The sequence below is a fragment of the Carboxydothermus hydrogenoformans Z-2901 genome (assembly GCF_000012865.1).
GTDB lineage: Bacteria > Bacillota > Z-2901 > Carboxydothermales > Carboxydothermaceae > Carboxydothermus > Carboxydothermus hydrogenoformans.
On record NC_007503.1, the window covers coordinates 1486026 to 1500333 of the forward strand.

Genomic DNA, 14308 nt, shown 5'->3' on the forward strand with positions numbered 1-14308 from the left:
AAAAGCACTGCTATTCATAGGCTAATATTACCCTTACCTGGCTTTGCCCACCTGTATAAGCCCTTACTTTGAGATAAGTGTAATCCGGTAACTGCATCTTGCCGCCGACGAAAGGTTCCCACTTTATCCCGTTTTTGGACTGCCAGAAATATTCTGGGTTTAAGTCGCTTTGGGCTTCGAAGATGGGAAGGTTGTTTACGTCTATCACCTGCACCTTAAAGATCGCTTCCATCTTTACCCCTTGGGTATCCGCCATAAAGACGAAGTCCTGCCAGGCGTATTTTATGGCATCGGTAGGTTCAGTTATTTCTACGTTTAAGCTCGATATTACCAGTGGCCCTAATCCAAATTCTTTTTGAAAGCTATTTGTTTTGTCCTCACCCATATAGTCGTAAAAACAAAGGTTTCTGCCCGTATTACTTACAATGCTATTTTTAAAGGTCATTGTAGCTTGACCGAATTTACCAACAGGCAATTTCCATTTGAGTTTATATGTTTTTGTATTTACTGGCGTGATACTAAAATCTTTCGTATTTTCACCGGCTACAAATTTAAAGGATTTCTCGGTTATATTAAAGCCAGTTGGCAAATTGCTGGCATATACTTGGAAATAAATTTCCACATTTGGCGCATTAACTAATTTGGGGCTCCCATATTGGAAAAGGTTATGTATGTTAAGATACACAATATTACTATTTTCAGGAATTACCCATTGAAAAGTGATTCTGTCCGGATTAGTTCGTGTCCTGTAATAACAGATATTCTCAAATGTGATAACCAACTCTCGAGGATTTTTTGTGTTATCGATAAAGTAGTAAATTTTTCCATCGGCAGGAACGTATAAATCAGCATTATATTTTAAAAGAGAATAATCTGCATTATAAATCGTTAAATTTGAGTTTGCTGAAATATTTATACTATTCGCTGTTGTGCCATTGTACTTTATTGTAAAATCACCTAAATTGATACCTAAACTTTCATCATCACCTTGTCCTACCCAGAGATTGGTTACTTGTGAAGGAGCATCGCGCCAGAAGTAAGGAACTTCACTTATCCCGACGTAATCTAAATAAATGCCATTTAATAAAGTGTTTGAACTTACATCTTCGCTAAACTCTAATGTAAACTCTGTATTTGTTGCCCATTCCTGGTTGGTTTGGTCGCCAGTAATAGCTGGAGTAATTGCTTTTATCCCAAAGGTTTCGTTGTTAAATATTAATACCTGGCCCAAACCATAAGGGGCAATAATATCTCCCGTTGGGCTTATAATTATATTTCTTTTTCTTATAGGCGTGTCCCATGCATAAACATTGACAAGATTTTTGAATGCATGAATGAGAGTCCCAATTGAAGAAAGTTTTCCACAATTGCCTCCGGCATCCATAAAATAAATATTACCAGCTCCATCAACTGTTAAGTTGTCTATGTCATTCGAGTAAACCAGAACGCTACCATCTGTATTATAAATTTGAGGAACATTTTCTCGAGTGTTATTGACCCATTCAAAGATTTTACTACCAAAAATGTTGAAGACTATTATTTTATCTCTATATGAAGTCACAAATTTGTGATTAAGTGGGTCATAACAAATATTATAGGTTTTGCTGTCGCCAGTAGTTATTTGCGTTCTAATTATTAAAACCCCAGTTGCTATATCCACTGCCATAAAAGCTTTACCGTTTTCGTCATATCCTACAAAGTAGCATTTATCATCCAGAATAACTGCTTGGGTTAAACAGTAAATAGGAGTTCCATCTTGCTTTGTAGCTTTCCACACCAAGCTCCCGTTGGTTGAATTAATTTTGCAAAGTCTGTTTTCGCCGTCTATAAAATAGATATACCCAGCATCATCAACCGTAATAGGTTTATCAATATTGTTAGTCTGGGTCCAGGTCCCAGCAAAGTATTTCCAAGAAGTAGTTCCATACTCCTTGTTGATTGCAATTAAAATCCGTTGTTCTGAATTTGGATAGTATTGACTATAATCAACCCCTCCAAATGTCATAAGAAGTAAGTTATTCACAATAGAACAGTGATATGGAGGTCCCCACATATCAGTGAGAGTTACATTTACAACTTGTTCAGTGTTTATATCAATAATGCAAAAACCAGCACCATTACCAGCGTCTTTAAATTTCCCATACGGACATAAAATAAAATCTCCACCAACCATCAATGGATTATTGCTAAAATCTTCTCCAGGTGGTGGATTATCCACCCGAGGGTCCCGGTCAAAGTGAATTAATGCTGGGTAGCCAAAAAACCACCACCAATATTCGCCAGTGATAGTTCCTATATTGATGAGTTCTTTTATTATATTCATATGATTATCGACAATATATAGCGCTGTATCTGTTGTCAATAGAAATCTATTATCGCTCAATGTTAAAATTGAGTTTGCACTGACATTAGCCTTATAAGCTGGATAAAATTCATCCAATCCAATATAAGGATTATTGCTCCATCCTTCTTTATTTCGTGTTACAATAGGCCATAAGCTATTATAAAGTCCCATCTACACTGCCCCCTCTGGCGGACTTGTTGGTTCTAAATGTATCTGCAACAAAAAAAGCGGCAAAGCCACGCCGCTTCCAGTGTCTATCTTCTCAAATATTAGCACGTCTCCTGCTTCTAAAAGCTTTGTCTTATCCGCCACTAATATATCTGTTTGGAATGGTTCTATATCCCCGTTTATGGTGTTTGTCGCAATTACTTCCCCGGTCCGCTGGTTCTTCAGTATTAACTGCGTATAATTGCTTAAGTCGGCTGTGACACTGCCCTGCGGTACAAAATAAGCACCTGTAACCTGGTAATAAGTCCCTGCGGCAAAAACCGGTATTGCCCCGTAATACCCAGCCGGGAGCGGGCCAAATAAGAAGGACACCTTTTCCCCATATAGCAGGTCATTTGCAAGGTTTTGCTGCAGGATAATGTTATCCACAAAACTGGTGAAGTCCTTAACGAAGAAAGTTAACCTGACCTGGGTTATCTCTTTTTCTGTGTTTTTAACATTTATCGTCTCTTCTTTTATCTTCCATTCTACCTGGAAAGTTTGATTAAAAACTTCGGTAAAAGCCATCTAAATTTCCCCCTCGCAGGGTAAAATTGTTTCTTCTTTCGTCCCGTCGGCAAAAATTATTTCAACTTTGGCAAATAATTGTGGTGTTTTCTTTATTTCATCACTGGCCCCGGGCAAGTATTGAAACTTCAGTTTAAAATCCGGTGGCTTGCCGGTGATAGCTACATCCTGCCATATCTTACCCCCTGGCAGTATGCGAAACACCTTTAAAGATGTTGGCGGTCCGCCATCTATTTTATCCGCGTTCATATACTGCCAGTATTCCTGTGCATCCTCGGCTTTTGGGTTCTTGATTAGGTTTTTGCTGTATATCGGTTCAGCCATCTTTTATCCCACCTTCCGGCCTTCGATTGTTACCGAAAGGCCGCCCGTAAAATCTATATTCTGCCGGTAAATAAGTAAATTCACGATCCCCAGCTTATCAGCATTATCTATTGCCGTTATAATGTCACCAAGTTCCAAAGAAGGGTCGCCTCGCGTCTCCAAAACTACTGTTGCGTATGGGTCGCTGATTACTTGTTGCAAATTGTTTAAAATATTCTGAGCCACCGCATAGTTTTGAATGTAAATACTGTCAATCTCCAACTCACGCTCGTCAAATACTACCGGGTTAGCAAAAGATATGCTGGACATTTTATCCTTTAATGCCGTCCCGGTTATGGTAATTAAAGGCTTTTCTGCCACTGCTCCGCTGTTGTTTACGGTTAAAATTACTTTTGTTGCAGTATATTCCACTGCATTGGCAGTAATATTTGCGGCCTCTGTTATGGTTATGTCTTTTATGTTTAACACCGGCGACATATCGAAAGCATACTCTGGCAGTGCCGTAGTTCCCGGTGATATTTCCTCTCCGCTTATTTCCAATAGCTTATCTTCTACCGGTGTAAAATAATGAATTCTGGCAGTAAGTTTACTGTAATAATTATCATATCGTTGCGGGTTTTCTCCGGCTATAATCAAATCGTTGTCCGTCATAGTTATTACCGGAGTCCCGGCTGTTGATTGCCTTTTAACGTTAATTTTCCCATCACGGCCAGCATAAACATTGGCTCCGGTAACAAGTGCCAATTTCTGCAATATCTCGCCAGCGGTTTCGTCGGTTAGCCAGAAATACGGAATAGTTATAATAGCCAAACTATCATCAATGTAATATTTTGTTACATCAAAGGCGTTGAAAATAATTTCAAAAGCCTTTTTTGCGGTAACGCTGGTATAAACTTTAGATGAATTCCCCTTTTTTTTGCCTATCCAAAAAAGGTCGTCATAACAAGTAAAAGTTGCCTCGACGCTGTCTGCTGGCGCACTCAAGCTGTAAAGGTAATATTGGCCTAATGGTATATATTCGGTCCCGGTGCTTAATCTTACCCCTAAATACGGGACAACTTTTATCCTGGGATTGATTTTATTGTAATACGGCGAAGCAGTATTGGTTGGTGTAAATTGCCGTTCGTCATTGCGCAATGTCAGTATTAGTTCATTAGCGGAAATCCCACCTACCGGGACGTTAACGAAGCTCTGCAATTCTTCTAAGATCCTCAGGCTCACAATGTCATCCTCGGTAAAAACAGTCGGGGTGGCATCAAAATATACTTCCACTTTTGGGACAATTTCTCGGTAATCAGCTTTAATTTTTTCTTTATACTCCCCGCTGGTATTTATCACCGCCACCCCTCCTTACTGTTCGATTAGCGCAAATTCCACATTCTCGTACAACATTTCCCCGGAGCTATCCCTCGTAAGCGGTTTAGCTTTGATTGCTCCGGCATAGCAGGTTATCGTTTTTTCGCCGTCTGTATCATCATAAGTTACCGTGAAAAAAACCCTACCAGGCTGGTAAATTTGCGCTTTAATTGCGTTTAGCTGACTTTCTTTTAAAAGTGTATACTTGCAGTTTAATTTTCGCTTCTGGGCCACATATTCCATTGTCATTTTCCCAGAAGCTACCCGCCCGGATTTGGTTAACACATACCACTCCAGGCCTATATCCTGTGGTGTTGGCATGACTTGGCCGTTAATTTTAAATGCCACTCATTACCACCCGCCTTTGTTCGTCAATTCTTACTCTTGCAAGTCTGCGTTCCAATTCTCGTAAACCTGCTTCATCTGCGACTAAAGTACCAATGTTCAAATTTATTACTGTTTGCTCGCCCTGTATGCTGCTAAGTAATGCATCCAGTTTTGAGAGTGGAATTATTGCTTCTGGTTCTTTCTCCCCTACCAGAGCAACCTGTGGAGTGGTTACGATTCCACCGGAGGCATAAGCTGGGATTGGGATATTGGGCAGTATTCGTTTCCCTAATGCAGCTAAAAGCGCGGCCAATCCGCCACCTGCAAGTGCGCTTAACTCGGTTTTTAATCCTTTGACCTTTTCCCATATTCCGCTTAAAAAATTACCAACTTTAGTCGCTATTCCTTGCGCTAAGCCCGGCAAGCTCCCGATTATCGTATTAAAGTTTGTTTTTATGTTTTCCCAAACGCTTCTAACAGTAGCTTTTAACGGCTCAAATTTTTGCCCAATCTGTGTTGCATAAGTCTGTGCAAGGCTGGGAATACTGCTTATTATTTCCCTGAATTTTTCTTTTGTGGTGTTCCATACCTGCTGTGCCTTTGTTTTTACCGGTTCTAATTTTTGCCCGATTTGCGTCGCATAAGTCTGTGCAAGGCCAGGGATGCCACTTATTATTTCCCGGAATTTTTCCTTTATATTGCCCCAAACTGTGCTGGCACTTGTTTTTACGGTATTCCAGGTTGTTTGCAAACGGCCCGGTAGTGTGGCCAGGTTTGTGGCAATTCCGGTTACCAGCGACGGGACGCCAACTACAATTCCGTTTTTGACTGTTTCCCAGCCGCGTTTAATTCCTTCCCAGACATTTTGTAACTTTGTTTGCCATTCAGGAGCTAAAGCTGGTGCCGGTATCGGCCATTGCAACCTGCTTTTTACTTCCTCCCAGCGCCGTTGTAATTCTTCCCATATCTCACTTATACGGTTTCTTACTCGCTCCCAAGTTCCTGCTGTTTCTTCTGCTGGTTGTGGCGTTGCACCCCAGGGAGGTTGCTGGTTTCTTGCCGGGGGTACTATCGGCGGTGGTTTTAATGGACTTTCATTTTCCCCTGTTCCTTCCGTTGGCGTTGTAGGAGTGGTTATATCCCATTCAGGTAGCAGGTTCTCTACCGCACTCCCCAAATTTGCTTGCTCCGTTTCTTCGATAACGTTATACACTTCATCAAATGCTGCTAAAAACTTCTTTATTTCTTTCGTTGTGTTAGCTGTGGCCTTTGTCGCTTCCTTAAAAATATCGGTATATTTTTTATAGATTTCGTTTGGATTGGTCTTGGCCATGTCTTCATTGGCTTTTTTAGCTAATTGGGCATTTATCCAGTACATACCGAAAGCCGCAGCAAGCGCCATAACTATTGCAACAATCGGGTTTCTTGCTAAAACTGTACTTAAAGCAGCAAAGCCAGCTGTTAATTGTGGCAGGATTGTTACCAGTGCTCCGAATACCGTTAATAGCGGACCAACAGCAGCTATTAACACCGTAAAAGCAACAGTCACAACCTGCAATGGTCTTGGTAATTGCTGATAAATGTAAATAGCTTTACTTAAAAGGTCTATCATTCGAGTAATTACAGGCAGTAAAATACTGCCAATCGTTACCGATAAATCCCGCCATTGTTCCCTTAATTTTCTGGCCTGGTTAGCCGGGCTTTCTGCTGTCCGTGCCAGGTCGCCTTGTGCTGCTGCGGTTTGTTTTAAGATAAGCCCATACCTTGCAATAACTTTTTGAGTTTGGGATAGTTCTTCTCCGGTCTTTGCTATACCAGTCTGGTAGGCATATTGCTTGGCCGTTTCTTCATCAACAAGTATACCCAGCGCTTTCAATGGTTCAGTTTCTCCGGTAATTCCAGCACGCAGTTTCTCAAAGGCTTCTTCGGGCTTTAAATTGTAAAAGCTAGCCATATCATACGATAATTGGGTCAAGCTTTCCGACATACGGAGAGCGGCATCGTTTGAAAAACCCATGCTTTTAAACATGGTAAAAAACATCCCGGCGTTTTGGCGCAGGGAATAAGCGCTAATTCCCAGCGCTTTAGCTGTTTCTTCGCTCCATTTACGGGCTGCATCTGCCATGTTACCAAAGGAAACCTCGAATAAGTTTTCGCTTTCTATGGCATCCATAGCGGTGTTAACCATTTGCCGGCCAATAAAAGTCAATGGTGCTGTTATGGCAAGCGACATTTTTTCGCCAACTTTTTGGATGTTTTCTCCTAAATCTTTGAATTGTTTTTTGGTTTCATCAGCAAAATCTTTCACCCTTAACTCTGCTTCTTTTAAACTTCTTATGAGATTGCTCATATCTACGCCCATCAAAACAAAAAGCCGTCCTACTTCCATTTACACATCACCACCTAACTTTTTCTTTAGTTCCTCCAGTTCTTCCCGCATTTCTTCCTTTGTCTTTTGCTTCTTCTTTTCCCACGGTGGCGGTCCAATAAAATCTTCTATTTCATACGCTTTTCCTTTTTTCCCGGCTAACAAATTAGCCATTGTTGCAGCTAAAAATGCAAATTTGCTCCATTCCTTATAATCCCTAATAGAAATAAAATCGGTCAGAGAGTTTAGAATATCGTTTAACTCTCTGACCGTTAATCCGTCCACTATATCCGGCGTCCATCCAAATTCACTGGCCAGTAACACTATTATTTCGGCGTAACCTGCTGGCTGAAGGATAGCAAGGGCTTTATTATTTTTTTCACGCCGAAAAAATTCACATCAAGCCAGGCCTCCACTAACTCTTCAATTTGCGACATATACGCTTCGTCTAAATCTTCCTGAGTTAGCTCCGGGAATAATTTCAATAGATTTTCCTGTAAAAACGGGATAAGCTCATCAAGTTGTTTATTTGTTATGTTTTCGCCAAAGGCTTCGGTGATAAGCGGGATTACTGTTTCTTTTATTTCCTTTATTTTCAATTCCCTAACGGTTACAGTTTTTTCTGCAACTTTAACAGTCTTAACGCGCATTATTTCACCTCGTTATTAAGCTTTTGTTAAAGCCCCGGTCCCGGCTAAAGTACCTTTCACATTCACCGGGTCATCGTGAGGCCCATCATAACTAAATTTTTCTATCCGTGCATTTCCAGTATAGGTTGTCCCGCTGGGCATTTCCAGTTTTACCTTTATGGTTTGCCGGTTCATGTAAGCGGTTTCTATAGCCGATAACCCGTTATCACTTTCAAGTGCTAACCCCTCAAAGTCTATACTCCAGCTATTAAAACCAGGAACTTCTTCTTTCCAACCGTTGCTGTCTTTGGTGGTTACATCTATTCCATCATTTGACAGGTTTAAAGTGGCACCTTTTTGACCGCCAACTAAAACCCAGGTAGGAGTTGCCGGATCCGTACTGGTATTAACGTAAAGTAAAAAATCAACACCCATTTGCGCCATCTTACCTCACCCCTTAAAAAGTTTTTGTCACCTTAAAATTCACGCTGAATTCATACCGCCCGTTTTTATCCGTGCCAAGATAGGCCGGGCTCTGCTGGGCAGCAATCAAATAAAAAATTGAAGTGTTCCCGTGTAATGTTTTGTAAATTTCGTTTATTCTTTGCCGTGCCGACTGGTATTCACTTCCCCGCACCATCACCTGAAAGGTAGGGTATTCCACCAAAGCAGCTGTTACTAACTCCGGCTTAAAACCGCCAGTTTCAAAAAGTGCGACGCAATCGTCCGGAGTATCAGGCATAATGCCAACAAACATATCTACTCTTAACACTGCTAATCCTTGCTGTTGCAGGTAATTTGCAATGGTTTCTAACATGTTAATCACCTATTTCCTCATGGATGGCATTAGCAATTAATTTTTCGTATTTATTTACGTTTTCTTTATAAGGATCTTCAAGATATTTTGCTTTTCTTCCTGGCACTGATAACTTACTTCTTGGGTTTGGATGCCTTAGAGTTAAGTCTTCGTGTTGTTTTATCGCATAAGGTAAGCTGTACCCAACCGTGACATAAAATCGATTGCCTTCATTTTTAATATCACTAACTTTGCAATCTGCTTCCAGGTCACCGTATTCTTTTGGCGCTTGCTTTGCTGACTTCCTTTGCAGGTCGGCTCCAGCAGTAAGTAATGCGGTCCTTATAGCTTTATCAACCTTGCTTAATACCTTCTCCCCGTGCCATTCAAATTTATAATCCGCCATTATACCCACACCTTCCGGTAAACAAAAACACCGTCTAAATCGACGGTGTCCTCGTAATTCAGGATTGTATACTCTCTGCCTTCATATTCCAGTTTATCCTCTATCCCAGGCTTAAATGTGACGTAAAATTTTCCCTGGCTCACTGCATCCTTGCCGTTTTTGTCTTTGATTAGCTTCATCCCACCTTCAAACCTGCAAGGCACTTCAACCGGAGCTGCATAAATTGGCTTACCGTAAGCATCAGTACCGATTTTTTTGTACCATTTTGCAGTTTGGTTCAAGTATTCCGTCATTTTATCGCCACCGCCCCGGCAAGATAGGGCTTTAGTAGCTCCAATGCTTCCTTGCTCAGCAGTTTTAAGCTTGCTTTATACTCTTCGCTTACGTCTCCAAAGCTTACCCGGACCACATTTTGTTCCTGCGCTTTTGTCCTGGCACTATTGCCGTATTTCAGCAAAGCCAGAGCTTCTTCGCAGGTTGCGGCTTTTACGTTTTCGTTAATCGTGTCTTCGTAAACGTAACCAATGCTAAAACCAAAGCTTAATCCCTTGTTGTTGTTTTGTGTACCAATCGAAGGATAAGCTCTGGGAAATTCTAAAAGCTGTGTCGGGTTGGCTTTTATTCCTTTAAATTGCAAGCGATTAATTCGTTTTGTTGCTTCAATTAAAGCTTTTTCTTTTGTTTTGCTATCTACATTATGCCACTCATCTGCGAAAAGCTTCCCGGCAAAGTATTCTTCTGCTTCGGTCAGGTCTACATAGCTTAAGGCCATAAGGCATCACTCCTTAATTGTTTTTGCCGGGAGATTTCTTCTTTGGTTGCGTTTTTTCCTGCTCTTTGGCAACTTTTTTCTCTGCTTCGTCAAACTGTTTTTGCATTTCTCGCCTTCTTCTATTGAATGCTGTAACGCTCATATTCCCACCTCTTAAAAAGAGCAGGAGACAGGATTGCCCTGTCCCCCGCTTAAATTTTGTGAATGAATGCTACCATACGAATCGCTTTCGGTTCATAGACACGTTCCCAGTTGGTCCCGTTCTCAAGTTCGGTATTGCTGGGGTTGGGTGCGCCTACATACTTAACACCCCGTGGGTGTAAAATGAAGGTTTTCCGGGTAATCAGGTAATCTTCGCCAGCCAGACTGTCCCGGTCGGTTTCAGTTGGTACAAAGCCAACAGGGTTGCCGTTACCGTATCCGATAGCCCCCTGGGCGAAGATGAAAGTGGTAAATACACCATTAGTGGTATCAACAGGGCAACTATCATCTACGATTACCCGTTTGCCCATATAGGTTTTAATTTGAGGCATATTCTCAGACGGCTGAATAGTTTGGATAAGATTTTGTTTTGAAAGCGCAGCTTCAACTGCAGAATGCATTACTACTGCTGTAAGCTTTTCTTTGGCATCTCCCAGCTTTTGCAAAGCATCAATAAAAGTCGCGCCAGTAAACTTGGCAGCATCTCCGGTATTAGCAGAAATATCGTGTAAATTAGTTGCCATTGTCGGAGCGGCGAATACACCTTTGAGGATACTGATTAAAGCCGCTTGCATCCGCCGTCTCCAGTAGTCAGCTACAAGGTCGCCAATTACCAGCATTGGATCGTCGCCGGCTAAAGCTGCGGCAAGGTCATTAGCTCCCCATGCACGACCCCGACGGAGAATTACTGCGATATCTTGTCCAGCAGTAATCTTGCCAGGTGTTAATGCCCCCTGGTCGGTTAAAACCTCGTCTTCTCCGGTAAGGTCGTTCCAGAAGGGCATATTGACAACATGGGACGAGCTGGAGGCCAAGCGGTCAAACTCTTCACCGGTAGAGAGAATACCGCTTTGATAAAGTTCAGAAAGTTCCATGGTTCTTTGTATCACATACGGATTAAACACCTCAGGAATAATCACATCAGCGATTTTGGTAGTCATAATTCATCATCCTCCCTTTCGTTACTTTACTCCCGCTTCAGCCATGAGTTTTTGAGCCAAAGCAGGATTTTCTTTGAGAATTTTACCTTGTAAAGTAAGGTTGAAAGTTTCCTTACGCCAGGGATTTTGTATCCCGCTATTTGTTGTTGTCGGGTTAGTTCCTCCCCCAATTGGTTTTGAGGCTATGCCAAGCAGTTTTTTGAGCGCTTCCGCATCCTGCCGGATTGATTCTTCATCTTCTCCGAAGATGCGTCCGGCAAGGTCTAACGGTAAGCCCAGTTCAGTCAATACCTTCACTTTAGTTGCCTGGATTTGAGCTTCTTTGGTCTCACGTTCTTTTTCCTGGAGTATTCTTTCATACTCCTGGAGTTTGGCCTGAAGTTTCTCCTGTTCGGTCATCTGGGCTTCCTTGAGTTTTTGCAGTTCTTCTGCCGCCTTCTTTAGCTCGGCGTAGTCTTTGAATTTTTCCCTTTCCCGCTTGAGGCGTTCAGCGATAATCCGCTCTAACTCCTCTTGCGTAAAGGTTTTAGTTTCCGCCTGTTTGTTGTTTTGATTATCCTGCCCGGCGTCAGCAGGATTGGAATTGGTTTTGTTTAAAGCATCATCATTCATAAATGCTACCTCCTTTAACTTATTCCGTGCTTAACCGGCGCACGTTGCCGTAATATAAAAACCACCTAAATAAGTTATGAGCTAAAGCGCAGTTAAAATTTTTTCTTTAATGGTTTCACTGCGGAATACCTTCCCATCATCAAAAGTTAGGCTTAACTCCATAAACATAACCCCATCTGTTTTCAGATCATCTGCCTCCATATCGTAGTAAACCTAATTATTTACCTTATCAACGACGCACTCCCTCGTCCATTTCTGCCCCCGCAACTCAAAAGTAATGGTGGCGCTTTCAAGATATTGCAGCGATATTGTATTCCCATCATTGCCCTTGAAGCGAAATATCAACCGCGTTCCTTTTTCGCCGACCTTCATCTTACGCCACCACCTCCTTTTGAGTTATATCCAGTCGCAGTTCGTAGACCTTCTGGTCATCCAGTCGCAGTTCATAAACTTTATAAGTCAATGGCCTTATCCTGCCGTCGTCTACCCGTGCCGGTTTTATCAGCGTCAGCGTCACGGTAGAAACTACCGCCATTATCTTCGCTTCTCCACTCGGGATAGCTTCATTGGCTTCTGCGGTAATATTGCTTGCCTGTACTTCTATCCTTACCCCGGCCATTACTCTTGGTGCGGTTGCTATCGTCGTGGTTGCCGCTGTTGGTGCGATTATCACAGCTTCCTTCTGGCCGGTTACTGCTGGTGCATTTGCATTTGCCGTCGTCGTTGCCGCTGGTGCCGGAATTGTTGCCTTTACTGCCACATTCGGGCTTATTGCTTCTGCTGTCGCTTCTGTTATTGAAGCGCTTACTACCGCTTACCCAGCGCCCAGTATTGCCGGTGCCGGTGCTTGCGCTGTCGCGGTTGCGCTTGTGGCCTGTGTCTTGGCTTCGTTGCTTACCGCTGGTGCTGTTGCGCTTATATCTACCGTTGCTGCTGGTACTGCCACCGTTACAGGCACTACCACAACCGGACTTATCGCGTCTCCGTTTACTCCGGTGTTTACCGCCGTTATTACCGCATCCACTTTCACCGCTGGGCTAATTGCGGTTATCTGTGTATCTGCGATTGCTCCGGTTATGGCAGCGTTCTGCTGGGCCGTTATTGCCGGTGCTAATGCTGCATTTGTTGCCGCGGCCACAACTGCATTGACGGTTACCGGAGTAGCGGAAGCACCACTTAAAACAATTCCCTCTACCCGGCTATTATAACTTCCGCCAAAACGAAATCGTGCGTAAACCTCATATTCGTCTACAACTTCCTTTTCTGTATAGCGATAAAATGTCCACGTTGACGCTTCAAGGTTGGTTTTGTTTAGCTGTTCGGTGATAAATCTACTACTACTATTTAAGCTAAGTTTAACTGTTTCGGTTATAACGATTGCGTCTGTTGTGGCGAGTGTTCGGGCTGGACAGTTCCAAGTGGCAACCTGAACCCCACTTCCTGCAAATTGCCTACTGACCGTCGCAACGTTTGAACCGATTAGGGTTTCCACTCCGTTGCTCGCACGAACATAAACCATACTACTCCAGATTCCGGGATAATCTATGTCAACAACTTCAACATATTCTGATGCCGTGCTGTTTGTGGTTTTAAACGCCTTTGCTGTTAACCCGTTAACCGTCAGGTTATCGTTCGTATAATACCTTATTTCAGCCATTTATATCACCGCCTTATCCGGTGATGCCTAAGTGTTCTTTCGTCACCCCGTAAGTGTTGTAAAGCCATTGCCAATCTTCCTCGGTGCTAATTTCCTTTAAGACCTTTGTTTCGTCTATCTCTCCGCTGTAAATTACTGCTATTACCAGCACAGGAACCGGGCTGTCGGCTAATTCCTCCGGTGTTGGGAAAAAGGTAATTGTGCCGTCTGCCGCCGGGTATCCGTGCTTGCAGGTCATGCTTACGCTTATATTTATTTCTTGCTCTATCATCCCGGTGTTCGGGTCTTGAATAAGGTTTATCTCCCACGGGACGCATCTTGGGACAAAACCATATCGTGCGGAAGGGACTGCTTTTACTTGGCTAATTACTACCCGCATAATTTAGCCCCCTTATGCCGCTGTAATGGTAAATATTCCGCCTGCGTCCCATTGAATGGTAAAGTTTCCGTTACTGCTGGCTACATCCGCCCCAAAGTCAATATATCCCAGTAGTAAACTGGTCGCCGCGTTGCCAGTGTCTTTGTATATTACCGCATACCGGGCCGTTATCGTGCTGTTTGCCCAAGTAACGTCGTCGGCGTCTAAAATCGTTTTGTTGTTTGCGGCGTCATAGGTGATTGTCTTGTTCGCTAATGTTGCGCCGCCAGCTGTATAACCCGTCCCTGCAACTTCTCCAGTTACACTACTTTTAAACTGGTGAGTGTCTTGGTCGGGCGTGTAGGCGCTGGTGCAAAGCATTACCTTAATCGTGTCTCCTGTCCAGTTTACTCCGTTGCCGCTTAAAATATTTTTAAGTGCTTGGCCATACCATTTGGCTGTTACCGCCATAATATCTCCTC

Annotated in this window: 21 protein-coding genes; all 21 read right to left on the reverse strand. The window is 42.8% G+C overall.

Annotated elements, in window-relative coordinates; genetic code table 11:
* Nucleotides 1–10: 10 nt before the first annotated feature.
* Complete coding sequence (locus tag CHY_RS07735; protein ID WP_011344552.1) at nucleotides 11–2515, reverse strand: hypothetical protein; 2505 nt, start codon at nucleotides 2513–2515, stop codon at nucleotides 11–13.
* Nucleotides 2516–3079 carry a hypothetical protein gene (locus CHY_RS07740; protein WP_011344553.1) on the reverse strand — a complete coding sequence of 188 codons (564 nt, stop codon included), beginning with the start codon at nucleotides 3077–3079 and terminating at the stop codon, nucleotides 2516–2518.
* The gene (locus CHY_RS07745; protein ID WP_011344554.1) at nucleotides 3080–3403 is read right to left on the reverse strand and encodes a hypothetical protein; all 324 of its coding nucleotides are present in this window, start codon (nucleotides 3401–3403) and stop codon (nucleotides 3080–3082) included.
* A 3-nt stretch (nucleotides 3404–3406) separates the two neighbouring features.
* Entirely contained in the window at nucleotides 3407–4741 is a 1335-nt protein-coding gene (locus tag CHY_RS07750) for a hypothetical protein (protein WP_011344555.1), read from the reverse strand.
* 12 nt (nucleotides 4742–4753) lie between these two features.
* Nucleotides 4754–5107 carry a DUF6711 family protein gene (locus tag CHY_RS07755; protein ID WP_011344556.1) on the reverse strand — a complete coding sequence of 118 codons (354 nt, stop codon included), beginning with the start codon at nucleotides 5105–5107 and terminating at the stop codon, nucleotides 4754–4756.
* Nucleotides 5097–7475 (reverse strand): prophage LambdaCh01, tail tape measure protein, encoded by a 2379-nt coding sequence (locus CHY_RS12760; protein WP_011344557.1) that lies wholly within the window; start codon nucleotides 7473–7475, stop codon nucleotides 5097–5099. Before CHY_RS12760 ends, CHY_RS07755 begins: the two co-directional genes overlap by 11 nt.
* Entirely contained in the window at nucleotides 7476–7739 is a 264-nt protein-coding gene (locus CHY_RS07765; RefSeq protein ID WP_162485075.1) for a phage tail assembly protein T, read from the reverse strand.
* 41 nt (nucleotides 7740–7780) lie between these two features.
* Nucleotides 7781–8104, reverse strand: a complete 324-nt coding sequence (locus CHY_RS07770; protein WP_011344559.1) for a hypothetical protein — start codon at nucleotides 8102–8104, stop codon at nucleotides 7781–7783.
* Nucleotides 8105–8119: 15 nt separating this feature from the next.
* Nucleotides 8120–8527, reverse strand: coding sequence for a phage tail tube protein (locus tag CHY_RS07775; protein ID WP_011344560.1), 408 nt, complete (start codon nucleotides 8525–8527; stop codon nucleotides 8120–8122).
* Between the two features lie 13 nt (nucleotides 8528–8540).
* A complete protein-coding gene (locus CHY_RS07780) occupies nucleotides 8541–8900 on the reverse strand; it encodes a minor capsid protein (protein WP_011344561.1) in 360 nt (119 codons plus the stop codon).
* A gap of 1 nt (nucleotide 8901) precedes the next feature.
* Nucleotides 8902–9285, reverse strand: a complete 384-nt coding sequence (locus CHY_RS07785) for an HK97 gp10 family phage protein (protein ID WP_011344562.1) — start codon at nucleotides 9283–9285, stop codon at nucleotides 8902–8904.
* On the reverse strand, nucleotides 9285–9578 hold the full coding sequence (locus CHY_RS07790) for a hypothetical protein (RefSeq protein WP_011344563.1): 294 nt from the start codon (nucleotides 9576–9578) through the stop codon (nucleotides 9285–9287). Before CHY_RS07790 ends, CHY_RS07785 begins: the two co-directional genes overlap by 1 nt.
* On the reverse strand, nucleotides 9575–10057 hold the full coding sequence (locus tag CHY_RS07795; protein ID WP_011344564.1) for a DnaT-like ssDNA-binding protein: 483 nt from the start codon (nucleotides 10055–10057) through the stop codon (nucleotides 9575–9577). Before CHY_RS07795 ends, CHY_RS07790 begins: the two co-directional genes overlap by 4 nt.
* A gap of 13 nt (nucleotides 10058–10070) precedes the next feature.
* Entirely contained in the window at nucleotides 10071–10199 is a 129-nt protein-coding gene (locus tag CHY_RS13475) for a hypothetical protein (RefSeq protein ID WP_011344565.1), read from the reverse strand.
* 49 nt (nucleotides 10200–10248) lie between these two features.
* A complete protein-coding gene (locus CHY_RS07800) occupies nucleotides 10249–11199 on the reverse strand; it encodes a major capsid protein (protein ID WP_011344566.1) in 951 nt (316 codons plus the stop codon).
* A 21-nt stretch (nucleotides 11200–11220) separates the two neighbouring features.
* Entirely contained in the window at nucleotides 11221–11811 is a 591-nt protein-coding gene (locus CHY_RS07805) for a capsid assembly scaffolding protein Gp46 family protein (RefSeq protein WP_011344567.1), read from the reverse strand.
* Nucleotides 11812–12024: 213 nt separating this feature from the next.
* Complete coding sequence (locus CHY_RS13175) at nucleotides 12025–12183, reverse strand: hypothetical protein (protein ID WP_162485076.1); 159 nt, start codon at nucleotides 12181–12183, stop codon at nucleotides 12025–12027.
* Between the two features lies 1 nt (nucleotide 12184).
* Nucleotides 12185–12484, reverse strand: coding sequence for a hypothetical protein (locus CHY_RS12765; protein ID WP_162485077.1), 300 nt, complete (start codon nucleotides 12482–12484; stop codon nucleotides 12185–12187).
* A 141-nt stretch (nucleotides 12485–12625) separates the two neighbouring features.
* Nucleotides 12626–13330, reverse strand: a complete 705-nt coding sequence (locus CHY_RS12770; RefSeq protein ID WP_162485078.1) for a hypothetical protein — start codon at nucleotides 13328–13330, stop codon at nucleotides 12626–12628.
* Between the two features lie 151 nt (nucleotides 13331–13481).
* Nucleotides 13482–13847, reverse strand: a complete 366-nt coding sequence (locus tag CHY_RS07815) for a hypothetical protein (protein ID WP_011344571.1) — start codon at nucleotides 13845–13847, stop codon at nucleotides 13482–13484.
* A gap of 12 nt (nucleotides 13848–13859) precedes the next feature.
* The gene (locus CHY_RS07820; RefSeq protein WP_041537715.1) at nucleotides 13860–14297 is read right to left on the reverse strand and encodes a hypothetical protein; all 438 of its coding nucleotides are present in this window, start codon (nucleotides 14295–14297) and stop codon (nucleotides 13860–13862) included.
* Nucleotides 14298–14308 lie beyond the last annotated feature (11 nt).

Bases quoted from the DNA above. Each gene is read 5' to 3' on its own strand.
- CHY_RS07735 (WP_011344552.1), bottom strand. From the start codon at position 2,515: ATGGGACTTTATAATAGCTTATGGCCTATTGTAACACGAAATAAAGAA.
- CHY_RS07740 (WP_011344553.1), bottom strand. From the start codon at position 3,079: ATGGCTTTTACCGAAGTTTTTAATCAAACTTTCCAGGTAGAATGGAAG.
- CHY_RS07745 (WP_011344554.1), bottom strand. From the start codon at position 3,403: ATGGCTGAACCGATATACAGCAAAAACCTAATCAAGAACCCAAAAGCC.
- CHY_RS12760 (WP_011344557.1), bottom strand. From the start codon at position 7,475: ATGGAAGTAGGACGGCTTTTTGTTTTGATGGGCGTAGATATGAGCAAT.
- CHY_RS07770 (WP_011344559.1), bottom strand. From the start codon at position 8,104: ATGCGCGTTAAGACTGTTAAAGTTGCAGAAAAAACTGTAACCGTTAGG.
- CHY_RS07775 (WP_011344560.1), bottom strand. From the start codon at position 8,527: ATGGCGCAAATGGGTGTTGATTTTTTACTTTACGTTAATACCAGTACG.
- CHY_RS07780 (WP_011344561.1), bottom strand. From the start codon at position 8,900: ATGTTAGAAACCATTGCAAATTACCTGCAACAGCAAGGATTAGCAGTG.
- CHY_RS07785 (WP_011344562.1), bottom strand. From the start codon at position 9,285: ATGGCGGATTATAAATTTGAATGGCACGGGGAGAAGGTATTAAGCAAG.
- CHY_RS07790 (WP_011344563.1), bottom strand. From the start codon at position 9,578: ATGACGGAATACTTGAACCAAACTGCAAAATGGTACAAAAAAATCGGT.
- CHY_RS07795 (WP_011344564.1), bottom strand. From the start codon at position 10,057: ATGGCCTTAAGCTATGTAGACCTGACCGAAGCAGAAGAATACTTTGCC.
- CHY_RS13475 (WP_011344565.1), bottom strand. From the start codon at position 10,199: ATGAGCGTTACAGCATTCAATAGAAGAAGGCGAGAAATGCAAAAACAG.
- CHY_RS07800 (WP_011344566.1), bottom strand. From the start codon at position 11,199: ATGACTACCAAAATCGCTGATGTGATTATTCCTGAGGTGTTTAATCCG.
- CHY_RS07805 (WP_011344567.1), bottom strand. From the start codon at position 11,811: ATGAATGATGATGCTTTAAACAAAACCAATTCCAATCCTGCTGACGCC.
- CHY_RS13175 (WP_162485076.1), bottom strand. From the start codon at position 12,183: ATGAAGGTCGGCGAAAAAGGAACGCGGTTGATATTTCGCTTCAAGGGC.
- CHY_RS12770 (WP_162485078.1), bottom strand. From the start codon at position 13,330: ATGGTTTATGTTCGTGCGAGCAACGGAGTGGAAACCCTAATCGGTTCA.
- CHY_RS07815 (WP_011344571.1), bottom strand. From the start codon at position 13,847: ATGCGGGTAGTAATTAGCCAAGTAAAAGCAGTCCCTTCCGCACGATAT.
- CHY_RS07820 (WP_041537715.1), bottom strand. From the start codon at position 14,297: ATGGCGGTAACAGCCAAATGGTATGGCCAAGCACTTAAAAATATTTTA.